General features: G+C 66.5%; 24 protein-coding genes and 1 tRNA gene. 9 read left to right on the top strand and 16 right to left on the bottom strand.

Features of this window, described 5'->3' with window-relative positions; translation table 11 throughout:
• Positions 1-17 precede the first annotated feature (17 nt).
• The gene (locus ACFC0O_RS27460) at positions 18-662 is read left to right on the top strand and encodes an MBL fold metallo-hydrolase (RefSeq protein ID WP_375962618.1); all 645 of its coding nucleotides are present in this window, start codon (positions 18-20) and stop codon (positions 660-662) included.
• A 52-nt stretch (positions 663-714) separates the two neighbouring features.
• Here ACFC0O_RS27460 and ACFC0O_RS27455 read toward each other — a convergent pair whose 3' ends face one another.
• From ACFC0O_RS27455 to ACFC0O_RS27440, 4 genes are read right to left on the bottom strand one after another with little or no spacing between them, the layout of a single operon-like run.
• Positions 715-2,070, bottom strand: coding sequence for a dipeptidase (locus ACFC0O_RS27455; RefSeq protein WP_375962615.1), 1,356 nt, complete (start codon positions 2,068-2,070; stop codon positions 715-717).
• Between the two features lie 14 nt (positions 2,071-2,084).
• Positions 2,085-2,540: a hypothetical protein gene (locus ACFC0O_RS27450; protein ID WP_375962613.1), complete on the bottom strand. Its 456-nt coding sequence runs from the start codon at positions 2,538-2,540 to the stop codon at positions 2,085-2,087.
• Positions 2,537-3,952, bottom strand: a complete 1,416-nt coding sequence (locus ACFC0O_RS27445; RefSeq protein WP_375962612.1) for an APC family permease — start codon at positions 3,950-3,952, stop codon at positions 2,537-2,539. Before ACFC0O_RS27445 ends, ACFC0O_RS27450 begins: the two co-directional genes overlap by 4 nt.
• Entirely contained in the window at positions 3,952-4,863 is a 912-nt protein-coding gene (locus tag ACFC0O_RS27440; RefSeq protein WP_375962610.1) for a glutaminase, read from the bottom strand. The genes ACFC0O_RS27445 and ACFC0O_RS27440 overlap by 1 nt, the downstream gene beginning before the upstream one ends.
• A 67-nt stretch (positions 4,864-4,930) precedes the next feature.
• Here ACFC0O_RS27440 and ACFC0O_RS27435 point away from each other — a divergent pair, with 67 nt between their 5' ends.
• Both ACFC0O_RS27435 and ACFC0O_RS27430 read left to right on the top strand, forming a co-directional pair.
• Positions 4,931-6,400 (top strand): glutamate decarboxylase, encoded by a 1,470-nt coding sequence (locus ACFC0O_RS27435; RefSeq protein ID WP_375962607.1) that lies wholly within the window; start codon positions 4,931-4,933, stop codon positions 6,398-6,400.
• The gene (locus tag ACFC0O_RS27430) at positions 6,397-7,920 is read left to right on the top strand and encodes an amino acid permease (RefSeq protein WP_375962604.1); all 1,524 of its coding nucleotides are present in this window, start codon (positions 6,397-6,399) and stop codon (positions 7,918-7,920) included. Before ACFC0O_RS27435 ends, ACFC0O_RS27430 begins: the two co-directional genes overlap by 4 nt.
• Here the strand turns inward: ACFC0O_RS27430 and ACFC0O_RS27425 are convergent.
• Positions 7,917-10,076: a S9 family peptidase gene (locus ACFC0O_RS27425; protein WP_375962602.1), complete on the bottom strand. Its 2,160-nt coding sequence runs from the start codon at positions 10,074-10,076 to the stop codon at positions 7,917-7,919. The genes ACFC0O_RS27430 and ACFC0O_RS27425 overlap by 4 nt on opposite strands.
• Before the next feature lie 145 nt (positions 10,077-10,221).
• Here ACFC0O_RS27425 and ACFC0O_RS27420 point away from each other — a divergent pair, with 145 nt between their 5' ends.
• Positions 10,222-11,268 carry a DUF2330 domain-containing protein gene (locus ACFC0O_RS27420; protein WP_375962600.1) on the top strand — a complete coding sequence of 349 codons (1,047 nt, stop codon included), beginning with the start codon at positions 10,222-10,224 and terminating at the stop codon, positions 11,266-11,268.
• 277 nt (positions 11,269-11,545) lie between these two features.
• Positions 11,546-11,848, top strand: a complete 303-nt coding sequence (locus ACFC0O_RS27415; RefSeq protein ID WP_375962598.1) for a DUF397 domain-containing protein — start codon at positions 11,546-11,548, stop codon at positions 11,846-11,848.
• 1 nt (position 11,849) lies between these two features.
• Here ACFC0O_RS27415 and ACFC0O_RS27410 read toward each other — a convergent pair whose 3' ends face one another.
• The 5 genes from ACFC0O_RS27410 to ACFC0O_RS27390 form a co-directional block, all read right to left on the bottom strand.
• Positions 11,850-12,809, bottom strand: coding sequence for an alpha/beta hydrolase family protein (locus ACFC0O_RS27410; protein ID WP_364641714.1), 960 nt, complete (start codon positions 12,807-12,809; stop codon positions 11,850-11,852).
• Between the two features lie 129 nt (positions 12,810-12,938).
• Positions 12,939-13,376, bottom strand: coding sequence for an HIT family protein (locus tag ACFC0O_RS27405; RefSeq protein ID WP_375962595.1), 438 nt, complete (start codon positions 13,374-13,376; stop codon positions 12,939-12,941).
• 102 nt (positions 13,377-13,478) lie between these two features.
• Positions 13,479-14,900, bottom strand: a complete 1,422-nt coding sequence (gene purB / locus ACFC0O_RS27400) for an adenylosuccinate lyase (RefSeq protein ID WP_364641720.1) — start codon at positions 14,898-14,900, stop codon at positions 13,479-13,481.
• A gap of 160 nt (positions 14,901-15,060) precedes the next feature.
• The gene (locus tag ACFC0O_RS27395) at positions 15,061-15,666 is read right to left on the bottom strand and encodes a TetR family transcriptional regulator (protein WP_364641723.1); all 606 of its coding nucleotides are present in this window, start codon (positions 15,664-15,666) and stop codon (positions 15,061-15,063) included.
• Positions 15,667-15,758: 92 nt separating this feature from the next.
• A complete protein-coding gene (locus ACFC0O_RS27390) occupies positions 15,759-16,931 on the bottom strand; it encodes a pyridoxal phosphate-dependent aminotransferase (protein WP_375962591.1) in 1,173 nt (390 codons plus the stop codon).
• Positions 16,932-17,002: 71 nt separating this feature from the next.
• Between ACFC0O_RS27390 and ACFC0O_RS27385 the strand changes: the two genes are divergently transcribed.
• Positions 17,003-18,343: a peptidoglycan DD-metalloendopeptidase family protein gene (locus ACFC0O_RS27385; RefSeq protein ID WP_375962589.1), complete on the top strand. Its 1,341-nt coding sequence runs from the start codon at positions 17,003-17,005 to the stop codon at positions 18,341-18,343.
• Positions 18,344-18,419: 76 nt separating this feature from the next.
• Here ACFC0O_RS27385 and purD read toward each other — a convergent pair whose 3' ends face one another.
• Positions 18,420-19,706, bottom strand: a complete 1,287-nt coding sequence (gene purD / locus ACFC0O_RS27380; RefSeq protein WP_375962586.1) for a phosphoribosylamine--glycine ligase — start codon at positions 19,704-19,706, stop codon at positions 18,420-18,422.
• A gap of 204 nt (positions 19,707-19,910) precedes the next feature.
• Here purD and ACFC0O_RS27375 point away from each other — a divergent pair, with 204 nt between their 5' ends.
• The gene (locus tag ACFC0O_RS27375; RefSeq protein WP_364641733.1) at positions 19,911-20,336 is read left to right on the top strand and encodes an HIT family protein; all 426 of its coding nucleotides are present in this window, start codon (positions 19,911-19,913) and stop codon (positions 20,334-20,336) included.
• Here ACFC0O_RS27375 and ACFC0O_RS27370 read toward each other — a convergent pair.
• From ACFC0O_RS27370 to ACFC0O_RS27350, 5 genes are all read right to left on the bottom strand, one after another.
• The gene (locus tag ACFC0O_RS27370) at positions 20,312-21,775 is read right to left on the bottom strand and encodes a sensor histidine kinase (protein ID WP_375962583.1); all 1,464 of its coding nucleotides are present in this window, start codon (positions 21,773-21,775) and stop codon (positions 20,312-20,314) included. The genes ACFC0O_RS27375 and ACFC0O_RS27370 overlap by 25 nt on opposite strands.
• Positions 21,772-22,506 (bottom strand): response regulator transcription factor, encoded by a 735-nt coding sequence (locus ACFC0O_RS27365; protein ID WP_364641739.1) that lies wholly within the window; start codon positions 22,504-22,506, stop codon positions 21,772-21,774. Before ACFC0O_RS27365 ends, ACFC0O_RS27370 begins: the two co-directional genes overlap by 4 nt.
• A 123-nt stretch (positions 22,507-22,629) precedes the next feature.
• Positions 22,630-22,701, bottom strand: a tRNA-Thr gene (locus tag ACFC0O_RS27360).
• A gap of 165 nt (positions 22,702-22,866) precedes the next feature.
• Entirely contained in the window at positions 22,867-23,109 is a 243-nt protein-coding gene (locus tag ACFC0O_RS27355; RefSeq protein ID WP_019931522.1) for an MbtH family protein, read from the bottom strand.
• A gap of 139 nt (positions 23,110-23,248) precedes the next feature.
• Positions 23,249-24,052 carry an alpha/beta hydrolase gene (locus ACFC0O_RS27350; protein WP_364641742.1) on the bottom strand — a complete coding sequence of 268 codons (804 nt, stop codon included), beginning with the start codon at positions 24,050-24,052 and terminating at the stop codon, positions 23,249-23,251.
• A 205-nt stretch (positions 24,053-24,257) separates the two neighbouring features.
• Here ACFC0O_RS27350 and ACFC0O_RS27345 point away from each other — a divergent pair, with 205 nt between their 5' ends.
• The gene (locus ACFC0O_RS27345) at positions 24,258-24,428 is read left to right on the top strand and encodes a hypothetical protein (protein WP_364641745.1); all 171 of its coding nucleotides are present in this window, start codon (positions 24,258-24,260) and stop codon (positions 24,426-24,428) included.
• 3 nt (positions 24,429-24,431) lie between these two features.
• Entirely contained in the window at positions 24,432-25,916 is a 1,485-nt protein-coding gene (locus tag ACFC0O_RS27340) for a trehalose-6-phosphate synthase (RefSeq protein WP_375962578.1), read from the top strand.
• Positions 25,917-26,027 lie beyond the last annotated feature (111 nt).

The raw sequence follows: 26,027 nt of genomic DNA, 5'->3' as shown, positions 1-26,027 counted from the left end.
GGACTACCGTGGGCCTCATGCGCATTGCCCATTTCGGTCATTCCTGCATCCTGGTCGAGCTGAACGGCGCGAAGATCCTGTTCGATCCCGGCACCTTCTCGCACGGGTTCGAGGGGATCACCGGGCTGGACGCCATCGCCGTCACGCATCAGCATCCCGATCACATCTGCCCGAATCGCATCGAGGCGCTCATCGACGCCAATCCGCAGGCGCGATTGCTGAGTGATCCGCAGACCGCACAGCAGCGCGGTGAGCCGTGGGAAGCGGTGTACGCCGGAAATGTGCTGAAGGTCAAGGACGTCCAGGTCACCGGTGGCGGCGGCAGGCATGCGGTGATCCACCCCGAGATCCCGGTCATCGACAACACCGTCTTCCAACTGGGCACCCCGGACGACCCCGCCCAGCTGGTGCATCCGGGTGATTCGCTGTGGGTGCCACCGACCCCGGTCGGCGTGCTGGCCCTTCCGGCGGTGGCCCCGTGGATGCGGATCAGCGAGGCGGTGGATTACCTGCGCGCGGTAAATCCCGTGACCGCCTTCCCCATTCACTTCGGCATCATCGAACCCGCCGCCCAGGGCATCTATTTCGGCCGCCTCGCCGAAATGGGCCCCGCCAATACCGAATTCAAGGTAATTCAGGCCGAGGACCACGCCGAGTTCTAGTACGGCCGCCCCGATTTTCCGGGGCTTGCGGTTCGATGATCCCGTATTCGGACTACTTCGCGTAGGACGCCAGGAACAGCGCCTCGGCCAGGGCCATATGTTCGATTTCGGTGGGATCCACGCTTTCATTGGGGGCGTGGATCAGGCATTTGGGTTCTTCCACGCCCATGAGCATGATTTCCGCGTCCGGGTAGGTGTCGGCGAAGACATTGCAGAGCGGGATGGAGCCGCCCTGACCGGACGTGGTGGCGGGGCGGCCGTAGGAGGCGGTGAAGGCCGCTTCCATGGCGGTGCGGGCCGGGCCGTGGGTGCTGCCGACGAACGGGGAACCGATGGCCTCGGTCTCGACGGTGACCTTCGCATGCCAGGGAGTATTCGATTCCAGGTGCGCGGTAAGGGCTTTGAGCGCCTGCTGGGGATCGGTGCCGGGCGGGATGCGCAGGTTCAGGCGGGCGCGGACCTTGGCCTGAATGGCGGCGGCGGAACCGACCACGGGCGGGACGTCCATGCCCAGCACGGTGAGAGCCGGTCGGGCCCAGAGCATATCGGAGACGGTGCCGTCGCCGAGCAGGTCGACGCCATCCAGCACACCCGCGTCGGCACGGAACGCCTCATCCGAATAGGTTGCGCCATCCCACTTCTGGTCATTGGTGAGCCCGGCGACGGTGGTGTTGCCCTTCGCATCGCGCAGGGTGGACAGCAGGTGGATGAGCGCGCCGAGCGCATCGGGCGCGGCCCCGCCGAACATGCCCGAATGCATTGAGCCGGCGAGCGTTTCGACGGTGACGACCACATTCACATTGCCGCGCAGGGTCTGGGTGAAGGTGGGCACCCCGACCGCGAAATTGCCGCAGTCGCAGATGAGCAGGGTCTCGGCGCGCAGCAGGTCGGCGTTCTGCGGCACGAAGGCTTCCAGCCCGCCGGTGCCCTGCTCCTCCGAACCCTCGGCGATCAGGGTCAGGCCGACGGGGAACTCGTCCCCCACCACTTTGCGCAGTGCGCGCAGCGCGGTGAGGTGCATGACGATATTGCCCTTGCAGTCGGCGCTGCCGCGCCCGTACCAGCGGCCGTTCTTCTCGGTGAGTTCCCAGACCGGGGTCTCCCAGGCGTCATCGCCGAGCGGCGGCTGCACGTCGTAGTGGCAGTACAGCAGGATGGTCGGCGCACCGGCCGGGGCCGGATAGCGCGCGATGACCGCCCTACTGCCGTCGGGCGTCTCGTGCAGGCCGACGTCGGTGAGCCCCTCGGCGGCGAAGGCGTCCGCCACCCACTGCGCGGCTTTATGGCATTCCTCGATCGGGAACTGCCGCTCGTCGTACACGGACCTGTACGAAACCAGTTCGGTGAGATCGGTTTTGGCGCGCGGCATCAAATCCTTGACGGCGGCCCGCAGGGCGTCTTCGGTCATGGCCTCTCCTGTCATCAGTTCCCGGGATCCGGATGTACCGTGTCACCCTTGCGCAGCGTGCCGGTCTCCTCCAGGTATTTCGAAAGCTGGTCCGGACAATACGTTTCGATGGCGAGCGCCGTCGCGGTGTACACATCGCGATCACCGATCACCGGACGACTCCCGGGTCCGGCGGCCCCATTGGTGACGGCCGCCTGATAACGCGCCTTGATCAGCGGTGACCCGGGATCCTGGCAGACCAGTCCGCCGTCCTCCCCCAGCGAATCGGCGATCACCCGCGGATCCGGTGCGGCCAATCCCGCCGAGAGAAGCCGCGATTGCAGCACCTGGGCGCGTCGCAGCGCGATATCGGAATCCCGGTCCTCCCGGAAGATGATCACCCCCGCGACGGCGATGGCCACCAGCACCAGCGCCACCGACCAGTAGACGATGCGCCGCGCGCCATCGGACGCACCGTGGTCGAAGCTCATGCCAGCGCCTCCTCGGGTGTGGCGAGTTTCCAGCCGGGTTTGCGCAGCCGCAGGAACAGGTACGGAATCAGCAGTCCGACAACGCCCATGCCGAGTCCGACGATCAGGAAATAGCCGAACGCGTTACCGCTGCCGTACTGCGAGGGCGGGACGAATCCGATCAGGAACGCCGCCACCGAGGACGCGGTGCCCAGCCCGCACAGCGCGACGAGCGCGGGCGCGCGATACCCGCGCGGATGATCGGCCCTGTTGCGGCGCAACCGAATAGCCGCGACGAACATGAGCACGTACATGATCAGATACACCTGCGTGGTGATCACCGACAGCATCCAGTAGGCGCTGGAGACATCGGGGATGAACGCGTACAGCAGCGCCAGCAGCGTGGTCACGATGCCCTGCGCCACCAGCATGTTCTGTTGCACCCCATGCTTGTTCAGCCGCGTCAGGATCGGCGGCAGATACCCCTCCTGGCGGCCGATGAGCAGCAGCCCCTTGGAGGGCCCGGCCAGCCAGGTCAGCATGCCCCCGAGCGCGGCCGCCACCAGCATGACGCCGAGCACCGGGGTCAGCCAGCCGATGTGGAAGTGGTGGAAGAAGCCGTCGAACGCCTGCATGACACCGGCGGTCAGGCTCAGATTCTCGGCCGGGACCACCCAGCTGATCACCAGCGCGGGCACGATGAAGATCAGCAGCACCAGCCCCACCGCCAGTGCCATGGCCTTCGGGTACTCCCGGCCCGGATCCTTCAGCGCGGATACGTGCACGGCGTTCATCTCCATGCCCGCGTAGGACAGGAAATTGTTGACGATGAGCACCAGACTGGCCAGCCCGGTCCAGGCCGGGAAGAGGTGTTCGAAATCCATCGGCGCGGCCGAGGGATTGCCCTGTCCGAGGAAGACGAACCCGAGCGCCACCAGCAGCACACCGGGAATCAGCGTCCCGATGATCAACCCCATACTCGACAGTCCCGCAACGGTTTTGGTGCCCTGCGAGGAGACGTACACCGCCACCCAGTAGATGGTGATGATGACGATCGCCACGTAGGTGCCGTTCGCCGCCAGCGACGGATCGATGATGTACGCGAAAGTGCTTGCCACATAGGCGAGCAGGCTCGGGTAGTAGAAGATCGTCATGGCGAACTGGCACCACACCGCGAGGAAGCCCGCGGGCTGCGAAATGCCCTCACCCACCCACTTGTAGACCCCGCCCGCCCAGCCCGAGGCCAATTCGGCCGCCACGAAGGCGGTCGGCAACAGGAACAGCAGGGCCGGAATGAGATACAGGAAGACGCAGGCCAGCCCGTAGACCGCCATGGTCGGCGAGGCGCGCAGGCTCGCCACCGAACTGGTCGTCATCAGTCCCAGGGTTATCCACGACATGTATTTGGCGACAGCGGGTTTCGGCTGTGTCATCAGAACACCGAGAATCCGGTGGCCTGCGCGAACGCGTTCAACGCGATGCGCCCGGTGACCGAGTTGCCTTTGGAGTCCAGGCCCGGCCCCCAGGCCGCGACCGCGCAGGTGCCCGGCACCACCGCGAGCAGTCCGCCGCCGACGCCGCTCTTGACCGGCAACCCCACCTCGTAGGCGAATTCGCCTGCGGCGTCATAGGTTCCGCAGGTGGTCATGAGCGCGGTGATATGCCGGGCATCCTCGCGGGCGAGCAGCCGGGTGCCGTCGGCGCGCAGTCCGTGCCGGGCGATGAGCAGTCCGGCCTTGGCCAGTTCGGCGCAGGTGATGCTGAACGAGCACTGCCGGAAATAGTGGTCGAGGGCGAGTTCGACCGGATTGCGCATATTGCCGAAACTCGCCATCAGATAGGCCATGGCCCGATTGCGATCCCCGCTGCGCAATTCGGATTCGGCGATGACGCTGTCCACCGACAGTACCGGATTCCCGGTTTCGGCGCGCAGCAGGCTGCGCATGGCCTCGACGGCATCGCCGGTATCTTGCAGCAACTGATCAGCTACCACGATTGCGCCGGGGTTGATATAGGGATTGCGCGGAATCCCCATCTCCACCTCGAGTTCGATGAGGTCATTGAACGGGGTGCCGGACGGTTCCCGCCGCACCCGCCGCCACAGCGCGGTGTCCTTGCGCGCCAGCACCAGCGCGAGCGCGAAAACCTTCGAAATACTCTCGATGGCAAAGGGAACATCGACGTCACCGGCGGTGAACACCTCACCGTGCGTGGTGGCGATGGCAAAGCCGAACTGTTTGGGATCGACATTCGCAAGACCCGGAATGTAGTCGGCGACCGCGCCTTCTCCCACGTGTGGCGCTGTGGTGGACATCACCTGCTCTATGACATTCTGATAGTCCATGCTGCCGAATAGTAACCGCTCAGCTATCTCTCATTGATTACGAAACGGCACCTACCGTGGAGGCGAAATGACCGGAGATCCGGCGTCCGAGGACCTGTTCGCCATGCCAGGCCTGCATCGTGGCGCACCCAAGGCCGGATTCCCGGCCCGCGGGATGTTCCCCCAGGTGGCCTACGAACTCGTCCACGACGAACTCATGCTCGATGGCGTTTCCCGCATGAACCTGGCCACCTTCTGCACCACCTGGGTCGATGACCAGGCCCGGCGACTCATGAACGAATCCCTCGACAAGAACATCGTCGACAAGGACGAATACCCGCAGACCGCCGAACTCGAACAGCGCTGCGTGCGCATGGTCGCCGACCTCTGGCACTCTCCCGAGGCCATGACCACCCTCGGCACCTCCACCACCGGTTCCAGCGAGGCCGCCATGCTCGGCGGGCTGGCCGCGAAATTCCGCTGGCGCAAGCGCGGCGGCACCGGCATCCCCAATTTCGTCTGCGGTCCGGTGCAGGTGTGCTGGGAGAAATTCGCCCGCTACTTCGATGTGGAGATCCGGCAGATTCCGCTGCGCGGCGACCGGCTCACCATGCATCCGGACGATATCGCCGCCTACTGCGATGCGAACACCATCATGGTGGTGCCCACCTTCGGGCAGACCTTCACCGGCCTGTTCGAGGATGTCGCGGGGATCAGCAGAGCGCTCGACGAGCTGGAGGAGAAGACCGGGCTCGATATCCCGATTCACGTCGATGCCGCCAGCGGTGGTTTCCTGGCCCCGTTCTGCGCGCCGGAAGTGGTGTGGGACTTCCGGTTACCGCGCGTGAAATCCATCAACGCCTCCGGCCACAAGACCGGGCTGGCCCCGCTGGGCGCGGGCTGGGCCATCTGGCGCACGCCGTCGGATCTGCCCAAGGAACTCATCTTCAATGTCGACTACCTCGGCGGCAGCATGGCGACCTTCAATCTCAACTTCTCCCGTCCGGGCGGCCAGATCATCACCCAGTACTACGAGTTCATTCGCCTGGGGCACACCGGATATGCCAAGGTGCAGAACGAGATCTACCGCGCCGCACAGCATCTCGCGGCCGGTCTGGTCGACACCGGACTGTTCGAGATGATTCACGACGGCGATCCGCAACGCGGAATCACCGCCGTGTCCTGGAAATTGACGGGCGAGCGCAATTTCAACCTCTACGACCTGTCCGACCGGCTGCGCAGTCGCGGCTGGCTGATCGCCGCCTATCCGCTGCCCGCCAACCGCGATGACGAAACCATCATGCGCGCGGTGCTGCGGCACGGCTTCACCCTCGATATGGGTGATCTGCTCATCGCCGATCTGAAGCGCTGCCTCAAACAGTTGAACGCGCACCCGCTGACCACCTCGCTGACCCGCGAGGAAGCGGGCGGATTCACCCATAACGCCACCGCCGCCGTGTCCTCCAAGGATGCCGCGACGCATCCCACCGAGTCCACGTCCACCGAGTCCACGTCCACCGAGGCCAAGTCCGCCGGTAAGGGCAAGGGCAAGAAGTGAGCGGCGGCGCGCATCGGGCGACCCCGGTCAAATACCTGACCGTCTCCGCACTCGGATTCACCACCGCCGCATCGATTGTCACCAGTCTGCGCGGGCTGCCCATGATGGCCAAGGAAGAGATGACGATGTTCTTCTACATCGGCTTCTCCACCGTGCTGTTCCTGATTCCGGCCGGACTCGTCGCCGCCGAACTCGGCAGCATGTACGCCGATAAGGCGGGCGGCCTCTACGCCTGGATCAGCGGGGCATTCGGCAAGAAGGTCGGCTTCTGGATCATCTTCCTGTCCTGGATTCAGGTGATCGTGTTCTATCCGACCGGTATGAGCTTCGCCGCCGCCGGTGTCGCCTTCGCCTTCGATCGGCCGGACATCGCCCAAAACCATATCTACGTCGGCATTTTCGCGATCTGCGCCTTCTGGCTGTGCACCGCGGTCGCATTCGTCAGCAATCAGTTCGCACTGAAAGTGACCCGCGCCGGATTCCTGGCGGGCACCGCGCTGCCGGGCATCATCCTGGTCGCGATATTCATCTGGTGGATCGCCACCGGGCACGATATCGGCTGGCAGCACACCACCAATGACGCGGTGACCGTCGCGCACGACGGGCACGACTCGCCCCGGTTCTTCCCGTATATCGCTGGGCTGTCCGGCCTTTCGTTCCTGGCGGGCATTCTGCTGAACTTCGCCGGGGTGGAATCGCAGGGCGTGCACTCCACCGAATTGAAGAATCCGTCCAAGGGCTATCCGGCGGCCATCATGATCGCGGCGGCCGTCGCCTTCGGCATCTTCACCCTGGGTGCGCTCGCGGTGGCGGGCATCGTGGCCTACGACAAGATCGACCTGAATACCGGTGTGTTCGACGCGTTCTCGATCGCGTTCACCGAGATGATCCATTCCACCTGGCCGGTGCGCATTCTGGCCGCGCTCATCGCCTACGGCGCGCTCGCGGGCGTGCTCGCCTGGATCATGGGACCGAGTCGCGGCGTGCTCGCCACCGCGCACGACGGCATGCTGCCGCCGGTGCTGCAAAAGGTGAACAACCGTGGCGTACAGGTCAATATCCTGATCATCCAGGGCGTCATCGTGACCGCGCTGTCCTCGATCTACCTGTTCATGGACGATGTCAGCTCGGCGTTCTTCCTGATCTCGGCCATGGCGGTGAGCCTGTACCTGATCATCTACATGGTCATGTACGCCGCCGCCATCCGGCTGCGCTACACCCAGCCGGATCTCCCGCGCGCCTTCAAGATTCCCGGCGGCACCCTCGGCATGTGGATCTTCGCCGGAATCGGTTTCCTGGCGGTGGCTTTCGCGTTCGTGCTGGCGTTCGTACCGCCGTCACAGCTGCCCATCGGCAACAAGGCCAGCTACATCGGATTGGTCGCGGCGGGCGCGGTGATCTTCAGCGCCATCCCACTCATTATCGAACGCATGAAGAAACCCTCCTGGGTTCCTTCGGACGAGGTGAAAGCGAAGGCGCTGGGCCCCAGCGCCGATCGCTCCCACCTCACCAACGCTTAAGCGTCCGCGAGCCCGACGGTGTCCAGCAGCCAGGCGTATTCGAAGGCGACTTCCTTCCACTTCTCATAGCGCCCGCTGACACCGCCGTGGCCCGAGGTCATATCGGTCTTGAGCAACAGCTGGGAATGCCCGGTCTTGATCGCACGCAATTTCGCGACCCACTTGGCCGGTTCGACGTAGAACACCCGGGTGTCATTGAGACCCGTGGTGGCCAGAATCGCCGGGTAATCCTTGGCCTCGATGTTCTCGTACGGCGCGTAGGTCTTCATGTAGTCGTAGACCTGCTTGTCCGCCAAGGGATTACCCCACTCGTCCCATTCGGTGACGGTCAGCGGCAGCGACGGATCCAGCACCGTGGTGAGCGGATCCACGAACGGCACATTGGTCAGGATGCCGGTGAACAGCTCCGGCGCCATATTCGCCACCGCGCCCATGAGCAGGCCGCCCGCACTGCCGCCGTCGGCCGCCAGCCGATCCGGCGCGGTCACCCCGGTATCCACCAAATGCTGTGCGACGGAGATGAAATCGGTGAAGGTGTTCTTCTTGGTGAGCGTCTTGCCCTCTTCGTACCAGAGCCGTCCCAGCTCTCCGCCGCCGCGCACATGCGCCACCGCGAACACCATGCCGCGATCGAGCAGCGACAGCCGCGCCACCGAGAAACCCGGATCGATGGCGGCCTCGTAGGAGCCATATCCGTAGAGCAGCAACGGCTTCGGGCCCGCGGGCGCGTCCTTGCGCTGCACCAGTGAGATCGGCACCCGGGTGCCGTCCGCGGCGATCGCCCAATCCCGCTGCTGCACATAGTCATCGGCGGTGTAGTCGCCGAGCACCACCTGCTCCTTGCGCAGGATCATCTCGCCGGTCTCATGCGTGTAGTCGAACACCTGCACCGGGGTGATGAAGGAGCTGACCCCGATGCGCAGCATGGGCTGCTCCCATTCGGGATTGCCGCCCAGTCCGGCGGAGAACAGCGCCAGATCGAAATCGATATCCTTCAGCTCGCCGAATCCGTCGGAAGTCAACGGCCACACCGCGATTCGCGGCAGCGCCTCGCGCCGGTAACTCAGCACCAGCTTATCGGAGAAGGCGTCGATGCCCTCCAGCCGCACATCATCGCGATGCGGGATGAGCAGCGTCATATCGGCGGGATCGTCCAGCGGGGCGACCGCGAGCACGAAGTTCACCGCCTTCACCCCGTCCACCACATCGTTGTGCAGGATGAGCAGCTTGTCCTGCCCGCCGATGACGGCGTGCTCGGTGCCGTATTCGATGCCCTCGCGGCGCGGCAGCACCACCCGGAATTCGCCTTCCGGATTGTCCGACTCCAGGATCCACTCCTCGCTGGTGATCTTGGAGCCGGAACCGATGACCAGATACCGCTTGGAATGACTCGCGCCGACGCCGACCGAGAACGCCTCATCGGGCTCGTGGAACACCCGCACATCGGCCTCGCGGTCGGTGCCGAGCCGATGCCGCCACACGCTGTCGGCGCGCCAGGCGTCGTCCACGGTCTGATAGAAGATGTGGGTGCCGTCCAGCGACCAAGTCGCCCCGGCCGCGATGCCCTCGATCCGCTCGGGCAGCAGCTCCCCGGTGCGCAGATTCTTGATGCGCAGCTCATAGCGCTCATCGCCCTCGGTATCGACCGAATAGGCGAGCAGATCACCGGCATCGCTCAGCGAGGACGCCCCGAGCGAGAAGAATTCGTGCCCCTGCGCCAGCTCATTGACATCGAGCAGCACCTCCTCGCCCGGAATCTCTACCCCGGCCGCGAGCTTGGGCGGATTCCAATCGTCCTTGTCCAGGATCGGGCAGCGGCAGGACACCCCGTACTGCTTGCCCTCGAAGGTGCGCGAGTAATACCAGTACCCGCCCATGCGGGTGGGCAGCGACAGATCCGTCTCCTGCGTGCGCGCCTTGATCTCGTCGAAGAGCTTCTCGCGCAGCGGCCGCAACTTCTCGGTCTGCGCGTCGGTGTAGGCGTTCTCCGCCTCCAGGTACGCGATGACCTCGGGATCCTTCTTGTCCCGCAGCCACTCGTACTCGTCGACGAAGACATCGCCGTGATGCACGCGCTCGCTCGGCACCCGCTTGGCGATCGGCGCGGTCACCGGGCCGGAATTCGTTATCGCGCTACCACTGCTGTCCAGAGCCATGGGGACAACGTTAGTGGTGCGAACCCGGACCCGGCCGCCGACCGGTAGCTAATCGTGCTCGCGCCGCGCCGACGAGCACGCGCGCCGCGATCGGCGAGGCGAAAAGTCCGAGGCGGGAACGGTCGCGCGTGCGTACGCTGCCCCCATGCTGTTGCGTTATGCGGCGCGCCTGCTCGCGGTGGTCGCCACCGTGGCGGGTGCGGGGGGAATGGGTTTGGCCGCACCGGCTTCCGCGTGCGCGTGCGGCGGCATCGCGACACCGGGCGGGGTCACCGCCCGGGTGAACGGGGAGACCGCGCTGCTCGGCTGGGACGGGCAGCGCGAGACGATCGTCATGCGGCTCGGTCTGCAGAGCGGCGGGGACAAGGCCGCGCTCATCGTCCCCACGCCCGCACCGGCGACCGTGACCGCGGGCGAGGCCGGAACCTTCACCGAACTCTCCCGGCTGACCGCACCCGAGTACGTCACCGACCGGGACTGGTTCAAGGCCGACAGCGGCCGGGACGGCGCGGCCATGGCCTCCGCGCCCACCGGCGGCGGACCCACGGTGCTGGATCGGGTGCAGCTCGGCCCGATCGAGGCGACCACGCTCACCGGCGGCGATATCGCCGGTATCCAACAGTGGCTGGGCGACAACGGGTATGAGATGAAACCCGAGGTGATCGCCACCATGCGACCGTATCTGGACGAGCACTGGTCATTCGTGGCCATGCGGCTCACCAGCTCGGTGACGCTCGCGGGCAATCTCGATCCGGTGCGATTGACCTTCGCGGCCGCGCATCCGGTGTATCCGATGCGGATGTCCAGCGCGGCCACCGCGCATCAACGAGTGCACCTGTACGTGCTGGGACCGCATCGCGTGCGGCGCGATGATCCGGATGCCGGAGCGCAGACGGTCGCCGTAAACTTCGCGGGCCGAATCCGCGATACCCAGGACGCGGACCTGCGGCAATTGAGCGCGAACGGACACGACTATCTGACCGAACTGTCCGTCGATATCACCGATCCCGCGCGGATCGCCCACGATTTCAGCTTCGCGGACGCCGCCGAGGACAAGGATTACCGGCAGGTCATCCACCGCTCCGAAGCGGTCGAATTCCTCGGCGTACCTGCCGGTTTCGCCCTTGTCGCGGCCGCCGCGACCGCGTTCGTACTGTTCGCTCTCCTGCTCCGGCGCGTACTGCGCCGCTGAGCTACCGCCGGCGCGTGCGCGCCGAGACCACATGGCGGGTGTGGTCATACAGATAGAAGACCGCCGCCTTGCGCCTGGCGCACTGATCGGTGGGGCAGCTTCTATGCACACTCAGGATGCTCTGGGCCAGTTCGGTATTGAATCTCTCCGGCACCACATCACAGCTGTCGGAGAGAGGAGCTGCTCGCTGTTGTGACCATGGCGTGCGCACCACATACCTCCTTCTGCAGACACAGAATGGAATATCCGATCCGGCCGCTCCGCAAACACTGGCATTATGAGTGCGATCTACATCACCGACCAGTACTCGCAACGTCACCGCATCCGGGAGTCCGAAGTGGAAGCCGAGTCCATCTCATCGCCCGACACGTCCAAGAACCGTGAGATCGAGCCCGACGCCGTGTGGCGGCGCGGCGACGACAGCACCGACGGCGTCGAAATAGCGTTCCTGGCCAGTGGAAACATCGGCCTGCGGGATTCCCGCAATCCGGACGGACCGGTGCTGATCTTCACCCCCGGCGAATGGCGCGCCTTCGTCGCCGGGGCCAAGGACGGCGAATTCAACCGTCCCGGAAAGTAACTCAGGCGCCGATCGCCGGGCCGATGGTGGGCCAGGACTCGTGCAGGGTGTCCTGCCAATACGACCACGAGTGCGTGCCCACCGGGCTGTAATCCACCCGCGCCGGGATGTTCATATCCTTCAGATGCGCCGCGAACGAGTTCACGCAGGCATTGACCCCGAGTTCGATCGGACCGCCGAAGAAGATGTTCTCCGGCAGCTGCGGTTTGATCTCCAGCTCATGCGGGCCGGGCAGCCCGGTGCCGGTGGACAGGTAGATGGTCTTACCGCGTAACCGCTCGGTCAGCAGCGCCGGATTGTGCGCCGCCCACGCGCCATCGCCCGGACCGCCCCACATATTGAACGGATTGCCGCCGCGATTGGCGATGGAGAACAGGATCGCGCCCTGCGCGATGGTCAGATCCGGACAGGCGCTGTACCCGGCCACCGCGCGGTACAGCTCCGGATGCCGCACGGCGAGAACGAAAGCCGCGACGCCGCCCATCGAGAGCCCGCCGATGGCGTTCACCCCGTTACCGGCGAAATAGTCGTCGATGATCGGCGGAAGTTCTTGTGTCAGAAAGGTTTCCCAGCGATACCGGCCGAAACGCGGATCGTCCGCGGCCCAATCGGTGTAGTAGCTGGCCTGCCCACCCATGGGCAGCACCACATTGACGTTCTTATCGCGGAAGAAGGGTTCGGCGTCGGTGGCATTGGTCCAGGTGCTCTGGGTCGCGCCGGGATCCAGACCGTCCAGCAGGTAATAGCTGGAACGTGCGCCGCCACCGGCCGGATGCAGAACCTGCACCTGAATCGTGCGGCCCATGGCGGGCGAATCGATGAATAACGCGGAGCGGGTGGCGTTGAGATCGTCGACGCGGATCACCTGCGCCGCGCGGGCGGTTGCCGGTGGCGCGAGCACCGGACTGAGCAAACTCGCGGCAAATGCGAAAACCGCTGCGGCAATGACACTTCTACGCATGGCCCCACCTCCATCAGCCCACCACAATCGCGTTCCAACGTAACTCGAGTGCCGGTGGGCGCGAGGAATATTCGGCCCATGGCGTGTCCTTGGCAAACCATTCGGTTCGCATATGGTAATGCGCTCAGGCTATGAAACACCAGGGTTTCGCTGCAATGCGCCCCGAATCGATCCCGCCAGGTAATCCAGGTCCGCACGCTGCGGAGAAGTCGCTCGCGCGTGCAGGCCGAAACCATCGCCCGGTGTCCGCGGAATCACATGCAGGTGCACGTGGAAAACTTCCTGCCCCGCCGTCACCCCGTCCGCGAGGAAGAAGTTCACGCCGTCGCAGTTCACCTCGGACTCGCGCAGCGCGGCCGCCAGCCGCTGCCCGACCTGAAAGAGCTTGCCGCCCAGCTCCGGATCCAACTCCGCCAGACTGCGCGCCGGAACCCGCGGAATCACCAGCAGATGACCGGGTGTCACGGGCCGAATGTCCATGAAGGCAACAACATCCGCGTCCTCGTACACCATGCTCGAAGGCGCGGTGCCGGCGATGATTTCGGAGAAGATCGTGTACGGATTCATGCCCGGCAGCCTGCCACGCGACTACCTGGAGCAGGAGGGCCCGCCCGCGAAAACACTTCGGCCCCGGTGCGCGTGCACACCGGGGCCGAAAAACCCGCGCTGCTACAGAATCGGGGCCGGGGTGTAGCGCGCCGCCTCCGGATTGGCCGACACCAGCTTCTGCACCTGCGCGATGACCTCCGCGGTCTGCGCCTCGGCCGCGCCGATGAAGGCCGAACGATCCGCCAGCGCGGCATCCAGTGCAGCGCGATCCAGCGGCATCCGGTCATCGGCCGCCAGGCGGTCCAGCAGATCGGGCTCCTGGCCCTGCTCCCGCATCGCCAGCGCCACGGCCACCGCGTGCTCCTTGATGACCTCGTGCGCGGTCTCCCGGCCCACACCGGCGCGGACGGCGGCGATCAGCAGGCGGGTGGTGGCCAGGAACGGCAGATAGCGGTTCAGCTCGCGATCGATGACCGCCGGGTACGCGCCGAATTCGGCCAGGATGGTCAGGAAGGTCTCCATCATGCCGTCGACGGCGAAGAACGCGTCCGGCAGCGCGACGCGGCGCACCACCGAGCAGAACACATCGCCCTCGTTCCACTGCGCGCCCGCCAGCTCGGCGGCCATGGAACCGTAACCGCGCAGGATCACCTGCAGGCCGTTCACGCGCTCGGCGGAGCGGGTGTTCATCTTGTGCGGCATGGCCGACGAGCCGACCTGGCCCTTCTGGAAACCCTCGGTCACCAGTTCGTGCCCGGCCATCAGGCGGATGGTGTGCGCGAAAGACGAAGGGCCCGCACCGATCTGGACCAGCGTGGAGAGCACATCGTGATCCAGCGAGCGCGGGTACACCTGGCCGACACTGGTGAAGACGTTCTTGAAACCGAGGTGATGCGCCACCTTCTGCTCCAGCTGCGCGAGCTTGCCCGCATCGCCGTCGAGCAGATCCAGCATGTCCTGGGCGGTGCCCATCGGGCCCTTGATACCGCGCAGCGGGTAGCGGTCGATCAGCTCGCGCAGGCGGGTCAGCGCGATCAGCAGCTCATCGGCCGCGGAGGCGAACCGCTTGCCGAGGGTGGTGGCCTGCGCGGCGACATTGTGCGAACGACCGGCCATGACCAGCGACTGGTATTCGGCGGCCCGCTCGGCCAGCCGGGCGGCGATGGCGACGCCGTGCGCGTACACGTGCTCGAGCGAGAGCCGGATCTGCAACTGCTCGACATTCTCGGTGAGATCGCGCGAGGTCATGCCCTTGTGCACGTGCTCATGCCCGGCGAGCGCGTTGAACTCCTCGATGCGGGCCTTCACATCGTGCCGGGTGACCCGCTCGCGCTCGGCGATCGAGGCCAGATCGACCTGATCGACCACGCGCTCGTAATCCTCGACCACCCCGGCGGGCACATCGATGCCCAGCTCGGTCTGCGCCCGCAGCACCTCCAGCCACAGCCGCCGCTCCAGCACGATCTTGTTCTCCGGCGACCACAGCCGCACGAGATCAGGACTGGCATAGCGGGTGGCGAGGACGTTCGGCACAAAGGTCACTGTGCCTATTTTGCCCTCCGCTTCGCTCCGGGCGGTTCGCGGCCCCTGAAGTCTCGGTTCTTCCCTCCCTCCGCTCCCCCGCTTCGCTCCTCCGCTCCGCTCAGTCCAGAACCGAGACGGGCCGCGAACTTGGGGTGCATGTCTGCCAGGGCCGGGGCGATCAGGTTGGGGGAGCGACGATATCGATCACTTCGAGTAGCGCGGCGCGGGCCATGCGGCGGGGTTGCGGGTCGGCTTCGCCGAGGGCGGTCACCACCGCGCCGTCGACGACCGCGACGAGTCGGCGGGCCTGCTCGGGCCGGACTATGCGGTCGGAGCGGCGTAGGACGTCGGCGAGCAGATCATCGAGCTGGGCGCGTAGTCGGAGTTGGACCTCGCGTAGCTCCGGATGGCGGGCCGAGGCCACCGAACGCTCGTAGCGGGCGATGAGCTGGCCGCGGGCATCGGCGTCGGCGTGCTCGGAGCCGATGAGCAGATCCAGCACCAGATCCACGGTCGCGTCCGCGCCGCGGCGGCGGTGGGTCACCTCGCCGACCCGGCGGCGCATGGCATCCAATTCGGCATTGCCGGAGAATTCGACCGCGCGCGCGATCAGATCCTCCAGGGATTCGAAGTAGTACGTGGTGGACGCGAGCGGCAGTTCCGCGCGCGTGGCCACCGAGCGATGCCGAACCGCCTCGAAGCCGCCTTCGAGCAGTAGCTCGGCGGCGGCGCAAACCAGCGCTTGGCGACGCCTTTCGCCTTTCGGAGTCGTCGCAGTGGTCACGGATGCAATCGTGCCAGTCCTCATAGGTTCATCTGTGCCGAATCTGTGCGATCTGTGGTGATTCCCTAGGAACGGCGCTCCCGGAGGTCCGTTCAGGCCAGATAGCGTCCCAACCGGTCGAGTGCTTCTTCGATATCGGCGCCCGCGCCCGCGAATGAGAACCGCACGGTATGAACACCGTTCACGGTGTCGAAGTCGATGCCGGGGGCCAGCGCGACCCCCGTCCGGTCGAGCACCTCCGAACACCAGCGCATCGAATCATCGGTCAGATGCGCGATATTCGCGTAGGCGTAGAACGCGCCGTCCGCCGGAGCCAGTTCGGTGATGCCCAGCTTCGGCAGACCCGACAGCAGCAGTTGGCGATTCGCGGCATAGCGGGCGACGTGACCGTCGAGTTCGGCCTTGGCCTCCGCGCCGAACGCGTGCACGGCCGCGTACTGGGAGATAGCGGGCGGGCAGACGGTCATATTCGAGGCGAGGCGTTGCAGCGCCGGGCGCATGCCCTCGGGGACCAGCATCCAGCCCAGCCGCCAGCCGGTCATGGAGAAGTATTTGGAGACCGAGCCGATGACGATGGACTCGCGCGAGGTCTCCCAGGCCGAGGAGGTCGGCTCGGTACTTGTCGACAACTCCGTGTCGTAGACGATGCCGTGATAGATCTCGTCCGAGATGAGCAGCGTGCCGTGGTCATCGCACCAGCGCGCGAGTGCGGCCAATTCGGCGGGCGCGATCATGGTTCCGGTCGGATTGGCCGGGCTCGCCACGATCAACCCGGCGGGCGGTTCGGGCAGCGCCTCCAGCATGGCGACGGTCGGCTGGAATCGGGTCTCGGGACCGCAATCCAGTTCGATCACATCGCAACCCAGGGCGGTGAGGGTGTTCCGGTACGCCGGATAGCCCGGGCGGGCCACCACGACCGTGTCCCCCGCATCGAACGCCGCGAGGAAAATCAGCGTGAAAGCACCGGACGACCCGGTCGTCACCACCACGTCATCGGCGCTCACGGCGACCCCGTAGGTGTCCCGATGATGCGCCGCGATGGCCTCGCGCAGCGGCAGAATCCCGAATGTCTCGGTATAACCCAGCAATTCGGAATTCAGGGCCTGTTCGGTCGCCCGCAAAACCGCGCGCGGAGCGGGGGTTGACGGCTGTCCGGCCGCCAGCACCAGCACATCCCCGTGAGTTCTGGCTCGTTCAGCTGCTGCCTTCCAGACATCCATCACGTAGAAAGGTGGAATGGTCGACCGGCGAGATTCGATACGCACTCGACAGACGGTAGAGCACCCGCTCCCCCGCCTGTCCCGCAATGGCCGCCGGAATGCCTGAGGAGGAGCGTATGCAGGGGGGACCGACCACCACCGAGGAGGACTCGGCGGCACACCACCCCGCCGGTTCACCCCCGGCAACCGACAAACCGGACAGCACCGAGGCGGAGGCACACGCGCCTGAGGCGGAAAGCTCGGTCGAGCGAAACGGCCAAGCGGACGCGGATCGGCCTGCGGCGAACCCGAACTCGCACGGCGAAGGTGACGAGCCGACCGGGGAATCCGAGGCAGGTGCCGAGGAATCCGATGCCGAACGAGACCTGGCCGAGCGCGCCGAGGGCGCGGACGCGGGTGAGGGAGCGGACGCGACCGGGCACGAGTCGGGTGAACGCGGATTCCGGGCCGGGGTGGACAGTTTCATGCCGGGGGTGCGGATGCGGCTCGATACCCCCGGGCGCGGTACGGCGTTCGTGCGCGCGGGCGTGGCTCGCGGGGTGCGGGCCGGAGCACAAGGGGTGGCCCGGGTCCGCGAGCAGGTGCCGGTGGTTCGTGAGCAGGCGGTCGAATTCTGGGGGCGGCGGCCACGATCGCGGGCCGAGTTCGATGAGCTGGTGGAGCGGGGTAGAGGCGAGGTCCGGCGGCAGACGCCGGTGGCTCGGGCCTGGGCGATCAAGCATCGGGTGCTGATCGGCGGGGTGGTCGCGGTGCTGGTGTTCGCGGCGGCGGACAGCGGGATCGGGTTGGTCTCGTATGACACGGCGGTGGAACCCGGTGTGGCGCTGCGGGTTCCGGTGGCGAACCCGTTGCAGGTGCATACCGCGGCGGAATCGGCCAAGCGATATCTCGATGCCATCAACAGCGGCGAACGGTTGCGTGAGTCGGCGGTGGTGGCCGCCGCCGCACGAGCGACCCTGGACCGCGCCAAGGCCGAGGCCGCCGCGGCGGTCGCCGGGGAACAGCAGCCGTGGATCACCGGGCCCGCACCGCAGGGCACACTGCCGCCCGGATTCGTGATGCCGAGCATCGGCGGATTCGTCCTGCCCGCCGTGGGCGCGTTCACCTCCGGCTTCGGGGCGCGCTGGGGCACCTTCCACGCGGGCATCGATATCGCCGCACCGCTGGGCTCACCGATCTACGCGGTGGCGGCGGGCACGGTCATCGACGCCGGTCCCGCACAGGGCTTCGGCCTCTGGGTGCGCATCCGGCACGACGACGGCAGCATCTCGGTGTACGGCCACATGTACGACTTCTTCGTCTCGGTCGGCGAACGCGTCCCGGCGGGTATGCAGATCGCCCGCATCGGCAACCGCGGCGATTCCACCGGCCCACACCTGCATTTCGAGATCATCATCAACGGCCAGCACGTCGACCCCCAAACCTGGCTCGCCCAACGCGGCATCTCCCTGAACTGACCCCGGCCCGAAACGAAACTCGCTCCCTTGCGAAACCGCAAGGGAGCGAGGAAATGTCGTGTGCGCAGCCGGGTACTCAGACCGCCGGTTCAGGAACGGTGATCCGGCCTTCGACGGCGGCGAGGGCGATGTCGGTGCGGAAGTGGCCGCCGGGGAGCTTGATTCCGGCGAGGCGGTCGTAGGCGTTCTTGCGGGCCTCGGACAGGTCCGCGCCCTGGCCGACGATGGAGAGCACGCGGCCGCCGGCGGAGACGATCGAACCGTCTTCGCGCAGTGCGGTTCCCGCGTGCAGGACCTCGGAAGTGGTTCCGGTGCCGGAGGATTCGGCGCCGGTGATGACATCGCCGGAGCGCGGGCGGCCCGGGTAGTTCTCGGCGGCGAGCACGACGGTGACGGCCGCGCCGTCCTTCCAGCGCGGGGCCTCGACCTCGCCGAGGGTGCCGGTGGCAGTGGCGAACAGCAGTTCGCCGAGCGGGCTGTCCAGCATGGTCAGCACGGCCTGGGTCTCGGGATCGCCGAAGCGGCAATTGAATTCGATGACGGCGGGTCCGGCGGAGCCGACGGCGAGTCCGGCGTAGAGCAGACCGCTGAACGGCACCCCGCGCCGAACCATCTCGGCCGCAACGGGTTTCACCACATCGTCGACGATGGCCTGCAACGTCTCATCACTCAGCCACGGCAGCGGCGTGTACGCGCCCATGCCTCCGGTGTTCGGCCCGGTGTCCCCGTCGCCGACCCGCTTGTGATCCTGCGCGGGCAGCAGCGGCACCACGTTCTCGCCGTCGACCAGGCAGAACAGCGATACCTCGGGTCCGTCCAGGAAGGACTCCAGCAGTACCGGATGCCCGTTCTCCAGCAGTTCGGCCCCGTGCTCGCGGGCGACGGACCGATCGGCGGTCACCACCACGCCCTTGCCCGCGGCCAGCCCGTCATCCTTGACGACCCAGGTCGGCCCGAATCGATCCAGCGCGGCGTCCAGCTCACCCGGATGATCGACGATCTCGCTGTGCGCGGTGCGCACACCGGCCGCGTTCATCACGTCCTTGGCGAACGCCTTGGACCCTTCGATCCGCGCGGCGGCCGCGGACGGCCCGAAGGCCGGAATCCCGGCGGCCCGCACCGCGTCGGCGACGCCGAGCACCAGCGGCACCTCGGGCCCGATCACCACCAGATCCGCGTTCAGCTCCCGCGCGAGCGCGGCCACCTCTTCCCCCGAACTGGGGTCGACGGACCGCACATCCACATGCTGGGCGATGCCCGCGTTCCCGGGCGCGACCGCCACCGCGGTCACCGCCGGGTCCCGGCGCAGGGCCAGGGCGAGGGCATGTTCACGGGCTCCGGAACCGATGACGAGTACGCGCACGGCAGACAGCTTAAAGCGTCCCCGCCGACCACCACCGCCCGGTTCACGCACGATGCGCCCGACGTTCGCCCGCAGTACGCAATAGCTTCGGCCGCGGCAGCGCACACGGGTCAGCCGTCGTACCGATTGGAATCCCGTCCGGGCCGGTGCCACGCGGCCGGAGCGCGCGGGCGCCGGTCACCGGGCGCGCGTAATCTGCCGGGCATGGCTTCTGTTTTCTCATTGATCATCGAAGGTCAGCTGCCGGGCCGATTCGTCTGGGAGGACGATGAATTCGTCGCCTTCCTCACCATCGCGCCGGTGACGCAGGGGCACACGCTGGTGGTGCCGCGCAAGGAGATCGACCAGTGGCAGGACCTGGATCCGGAGACCATGTCGCGGATGACGGGCGTCGCGCAGAAGATCGGCCGGGCGGTGCGGGCGGCGTGGGACGCCCCGCGCGCGGGTCTGCTGATCGCCGGGCTGGAGGTGCCGCATCTGCACCTGCACGTGTTCCCGGCGTTCGAACTGGGCGATTTCGATATCACCGCCGCCGATCCGGAGCCGAGCAAGGAATCCCTGGACGAGGCGCAGGCCAAGATCAAGCAGGCGCTGCGCGATCTGGGCTACAGCGCCAATGTCCCGGACTGACCGGTTCGCGGCAGTCGCACGCTGAAGGTCGTCCCTTCACCCTGCGCACTGGTCACCGACACCTCGCCACCGTGCGCGGTGACCAGTGCCTGCACGATCGACAGTCCCAATCCGGTGCCGCCGCTGACCCGGCTGCGTGAGCTGTCGGTGCGATAGAAGCGTTCGAACACCCGCTCGGCCTGTTCCGGCGCGAGCCCCGGCCCGGTATCGGCCACCTCCAGCAGCACATCGTCCTCGCCCGGCGTGAGCCGTACGGTCACCGCGGCCTCGGGCGGAGTGTGCACGAGCGCGTTGTTGAGCAGGTTGCCCAGGATCTGGCGCAACCGGGTCTCATCCCCCTCGATCTCCAATGTGCCCGAGCCGGAACGGATTTCCAGATCGATGGACCGCGCGGGTCCGTCCCCCCGCTGCACCGCCGCCAGCGCACGGGCATTGTGCACCGCATCGCTGGCCAGCGTCAGCAGATCCACCGGCCGCCGTTCCACCGGCCGCTGTGCGTCCAGCCGGGCCAGCATGAGCAGATCCTCGACCAGCAACCCCATCCGCTTGGATTCGCGTTCGATGCGATCCATCAGCATTTCGGGTTCGGTGATCGCGCCCTGCCGATACAGCTCGGAGAACCCCTTGATGGTGGTCAGCGGTGTGCGCAGTTCATGGCTGGCGTCGGCGACGAACTGCCGCATCTTGGCCTCGGAGCGCAGCGCGGCCTCCTCCGACGCCTCGGTGGCCGCGAACGCCTGCTGAATCTGGGTGAGCATGGTGTTCAGCGACCGCGACAGCCGATCCACCTCGGTATCGTTGCCGCGCACCGGAACTCGCTGATGCAGATCACCGCCCGCGATGGCGGCGGCGGTCTGTTCGACCTGTTCGAGCGGTCGCAGACTGCGCCGCACCACCACTCGCGCGACGAACGCGAGCGCGGCCAGGACGAGCGCGCCGATCACGGCCTGCAACAGGATCAGCCGATCCAGAATGGTGCGGGTCTGATCCATCCGCAGTCCGACCGTGCTGGTGCCGTTCTGGTTGACGATGCGCAGCACCCGCCACTTCTCCGACGAGTCGCCGACCGAGCCGACGGTGACCGCATGCCTGCCCAGACCGTCCGGTATCGCGGGCTGTCCGGTGCCGACATCCAGGTGCAGGGTGAGCTTCCCGGTCGAATCCTGTACGCGCACATAGAGCAGATCGGCCGGACGCTCCCGGCCCGCGGGCGGCGCGGGCAGCGTTTCGGGCCGATTCGCACCGGGCGAGGCCCAGCTGTGCGCGGCCTCGCTCAATTGCCGGTCGATGCGGTCGATGAGCACATTGCGCATGAGCGTGGTCACCGCGATCCCGGAGACCAGCAGGCCGATTCCGGCGAGCGACACCAGCGCCAGGGCGAGGGTGGTCCGCAGCGGTATCGCGGCGAGCCGATCCGACAACCGGGCGCGTGGGCTCACTTCGCGGCCGACCGGCGATGCGGCTCCCGCATGACGTAGCCGACCCCGCGCAGGGTGTGGATGAGCCGATCCGGCCCGGTGTCGACCTTCTTGCGCAGGTACGACACATAGGTCTCCACCACGCCCACCTCACCGCCGAAGTCGTAGCGCCACACGTGATCCAGGATCCGCGGCTTGCTCAGCACGGTTCCGGCATTGACCATGAAATACCGCAGCAGCGTGAATTCGGTGGGCGACAACGGCACCGGATCCCCCGCCTTCCACACCTCGTGCGTGTCATCGTCGAGTTCGATATCGGCGAACCGCAACCGCGAGGATTTGGTCTCCGGCGCGGCCCGCCCGGCCCGCCGCAGGATGACCCGCAGCCGCGCCACCACTTCCTCGAGGCTGAACGGCTTGGTCACGTAATCGTCTGCGCCCAAGGTCAATCCGGTGATCTTGTCCTCGACCTCGTCCCGCGCGGTCAGGAACAGCACGGGTGCGTCGATCCCGTCGGCCCGCAGCCGCCGCAGCAGTCCGAAGCCATCCATACCGGGCATCATCACATCGACGATGAGCGCGTCCGGCCGGAACACCCGGGCCCGATCCAGCCCCTCGGTGCCGCTCCCGGCGCTCGCCACCTCGAACCCCTGATACCGCAGACTCACCGACAGCAGCTCGACGATCATCGGCTCATCATCGACGACCAGCACTCTGGCTTCGGCTTCGCGGTTCCCGGGCACACCTGTCATGACCTCATACTGCTGCCCGGGCCCGCGAGTTCGCTGTACCAACCCTGGGAGTTTCCTGGGAGCGATTCGCGAGCCGAAAAAAGCCGCCTCCCCAGGACCGAAGTCGCGGAGAGGCGGCAATCGAGCCCCCTGTCAGGATTGAACTGACGACCTTTCGCTTACAAGGCGAGTGCTCTACCACTGAGCTAAGGAGGCGGAAGGCGGTGCCCATCATAACCAGGTGGGCCGGCTGCGCGGAAAAAGCCGGTCACCCGGTTGAGCGATACCTCATGGAGCTGCACCGAATACGACCGTGGCGCTTGTGGCGCCACAGGCCGCATTCAGGACGTTCCTGTGCAGTACCGGGTCAACCGCTCGATGTCAGGACTGCGCCGCCTGACGTGCCGCATCATCGGCGGCCATGGCATCGCGCAGGCTCTTGGGACGCATATCCGTCCAGTTCTTCTCGACGTATTCGACGCACGCGGCGCGCGAATCCTCACCGAACACGACCCGCCACCCCGCCGGAACCTCGGCGAAGGCCGGCCACAGGGAGTGCTGTTCCTCATCGTTGACCAGGACGAAGAACCGGCCGTCTTCGTCGTCGAAAGGATTGGTGCTCATTTCACCTCACTGGATACTGGCGCTTGTACAGGAACGCTGACGGATCATCTTGGCACTGGGTTGGCACCACAGCGCAAGGACGAGCCCCCGACGTTGATTCGACCCTAGCAAGGGTCGCGTTACGGCTGGGCGGTTACCTTCAGCCCGCGAAGAATTCCAGCAGGATCTTGTTCACGGCCTCGGGTCGTTCCAGGTAGCCGAAGTGCCCGGCGTCCGGGATCTCCTGATAGCGGGCGCCCGGAATGGCCTCCGCGACCTCGCGGGACAGGTACGGCGGGATCATCCGATCGTCCGCGAAGCCGACCGACAAGCAGGGCACGGTGATACCCCGATAGGCGGCGGTGCGGTCGAAATCATGGTCCATGCGGCGCTGGGCGCGCACACCGGGGGTGGCCGGGCCGCCGGTGAATTCGAACAGGTCGAGCCAGTCCCGGGCGGCATGGGTGTCGGCGAGGGTGGCCGGGGACAGGTTCATCAGGGCGGTGATGGCGGCCTCGTATTTGGCGGGCAGCCGCACCCCGGAGGCGTCGAGCTCGTGTTCGCCCAGCGAGAGGGTCTTCTGCAGCTGGTCCAGGCGGGCGTGCCCGGCCATGAAAACGGCCTTGCGCACCAGGTCGGGCCGGGCGAGGGCGAGTTCCTGGGCGACGCGCGCGCCCATGGAGGTGCCGACCACCAATGCCGGTCCCTCACCGAGGAATTCGATGAGCCCGGCGGTGTCGCGCACCAGTTCGTCGATGGTCATGCCCTGGGCGGCCTCGTAGGACGGCGCGATGCCGCGATTGTCGAAGGTGCACACCCGGTAACCGGCCGCGACCAGCGCGGGCACCTGGTGCAGTTCCCACACGCGACCGCCGCTGCCCGTACCCATGATCATGACGACCAGCGGTCCGGACCCCTTGACCTGGTAGTTCAGCGAGATTCCGTGCACCGTGGCCAACGGCATTACTACGACCCCTTCATCAAAATTGCGCAACAGTTCCTGTCACCACCGTAAGGCAGGGCGATCTGCCCGGACGGTCCGCAGGTGAATCGTCCGTAATGCGTATTGCGTTTCGGGCTCGCTGTACACGCAGGACAGGGATCGTCCCAGCGCTCCGGATAGGATGGGGTCCTCGCAAGCTGAGCAGACTCCCCGAGAGGACATGATTATGGCCGCGAAGAGCAGCGCAAACGACATCGCGGACGACGATCTGGAACCACTCGCCGACGAAACAGCCCGTCAGGCACAGCGTGTCGTTGCCGCGTACGCCACCGACGCCGATGAATGCCGCATGTTGCTGTCGATGCTGGGCATCGGTCCCCTTACGCGGAGCGAATGAGAAGTGAACCCGGATAGCGCCGGTTCAGGTTTCGTCGTCGTCGCCAATCGACTCCCGGTCGACCTCGAGAAACTGCCGGACGGCACCACCCGCTGGAAGCGCAGCCCCGGCGGTCTGGTGACCGCTCTGGAGCCGGTGCTGCGAAACAACAAGGGCGCCTGGGTCGGCTGGGCCGGCGTACCCGATGTGGAACTCGATCCGATCGTCGAAGACGGTCTGGAACTGCATCCGGTACCGCTGTCCTCCGATGAGGTCGCCGACTACTACGAGGGTTTCTCCAACGCCACGCTGTGGCCGCTGTACCACGATGTGATCGTGCGCCCGGTCTACGACCGGAATTGGTGGCAGGCGTATGTGCAGGTGAATCGGCGTTTCGCCGAGTACACCGCGAAGGTGGCCGCCGAGGGCGCGACGGTGTGGGTGCAGGACTACCAGTTGCAGCTGGTGCCCAAGATGCTGCGCATGCTGCGCCCGGATCTGACCATCGGCTTCTTCCTGCACATTCCGTTCCCGCCGGTCGAGTTGTTCATGCAGATGCCTTGGCGCACAGAGATTGTCGAGGGTCTGCTGGGCGCGGACCTGATCGGCTTCCATCTGCCGGGCGGTGCGCAGAACTTCCTGTACCTGGCCAGAAGGCTTGCCGGACAGCCGACTTCACGCGGCAACGTGGGTGTGCGCTCGAAACTCGGTGTGGTGCAGGTGGGTTTCCGCACCGTGCGCGTCGGCGCGTTCCCGATCTCCATCACCTCCACCGAATTGGACGAGTATTCGCGCCGCCGCAATGTGCGCGAACGAGCGTCGAAAATCCGTGCGGAGCTCGGTAATCCGAAGACCATCCTGCTCGGCGTCGACCGCCTGGACTACACCAAGGGCATCGATATCCGGCTCGCGGCACTCGAGGAGCTGCTGCACGAGGGCCGCATCGATCCCGCCGATACGGTGATGGTGCAGCTGGCCACACCGAGCCGCGAACGGGTGGATTCCTACATCCAGATGCGCGGCGATATCGAACGCCAGGTGGGCCGGATCAACGGCGAATACGCCCGGGTGGGCTACCCGGTGGTGCACTACCTGCACCGCCCCATCCCACGCGAGGAACTCGTCTCCTTCTTCGTGGCCGCCGACGTCATGGTGGTCACCCCGCTGCGCGACGGCATGAACCTGGTCGCCAAGGAGTACGTGGCCTGCCAGGGCGGCCTCAACGGCGCCCTGGTGCTGAGCGAATTCACCGGCGCCGCAGCCGAATTGCGCCAGTCCTACCTGTGCAACCCGCACGACCTGGAAAGCGTCAAGGAAGCCCTGCTCGCGGCCATCGAGGACGACCGCGACACCCGCCGCCGCCGCATGCGCTCGCTACGCCGCCAGGTCCTCACCCACGACGTGGACCGCTGGGCCCGCGCCTTCCTGGACGCCCTGGCCCAGGATCGGGTGGCGGGCAGCGCCCTGCTCACCGATGACGACGTGGACCCGGGCGTGAGCCGGGGTTGATCCCCGGAATGCCCTGTGGCCCGGTCCTTCTCGCGAAGGACCGGGCCACAGTCGTTTCTGCCGGATGACGGCTGAATTATGTACCGCTCAGCTGAAACACGCTGTGCGGCA

The organism is Nocardia sp. NPDC056100 (assembly GCF_042266325.1).
Classification (GTDB): Bacteria; Actinomycetota; Actinomycetes; order Mycobacteriales; family Mycobacteriaceae; genus Nocardia.
The sequence above is the reverse complement of the archived record's forward strand: the minus strand, read 5'-3'. Positions and strand labels throughout refer to the sequence as shown.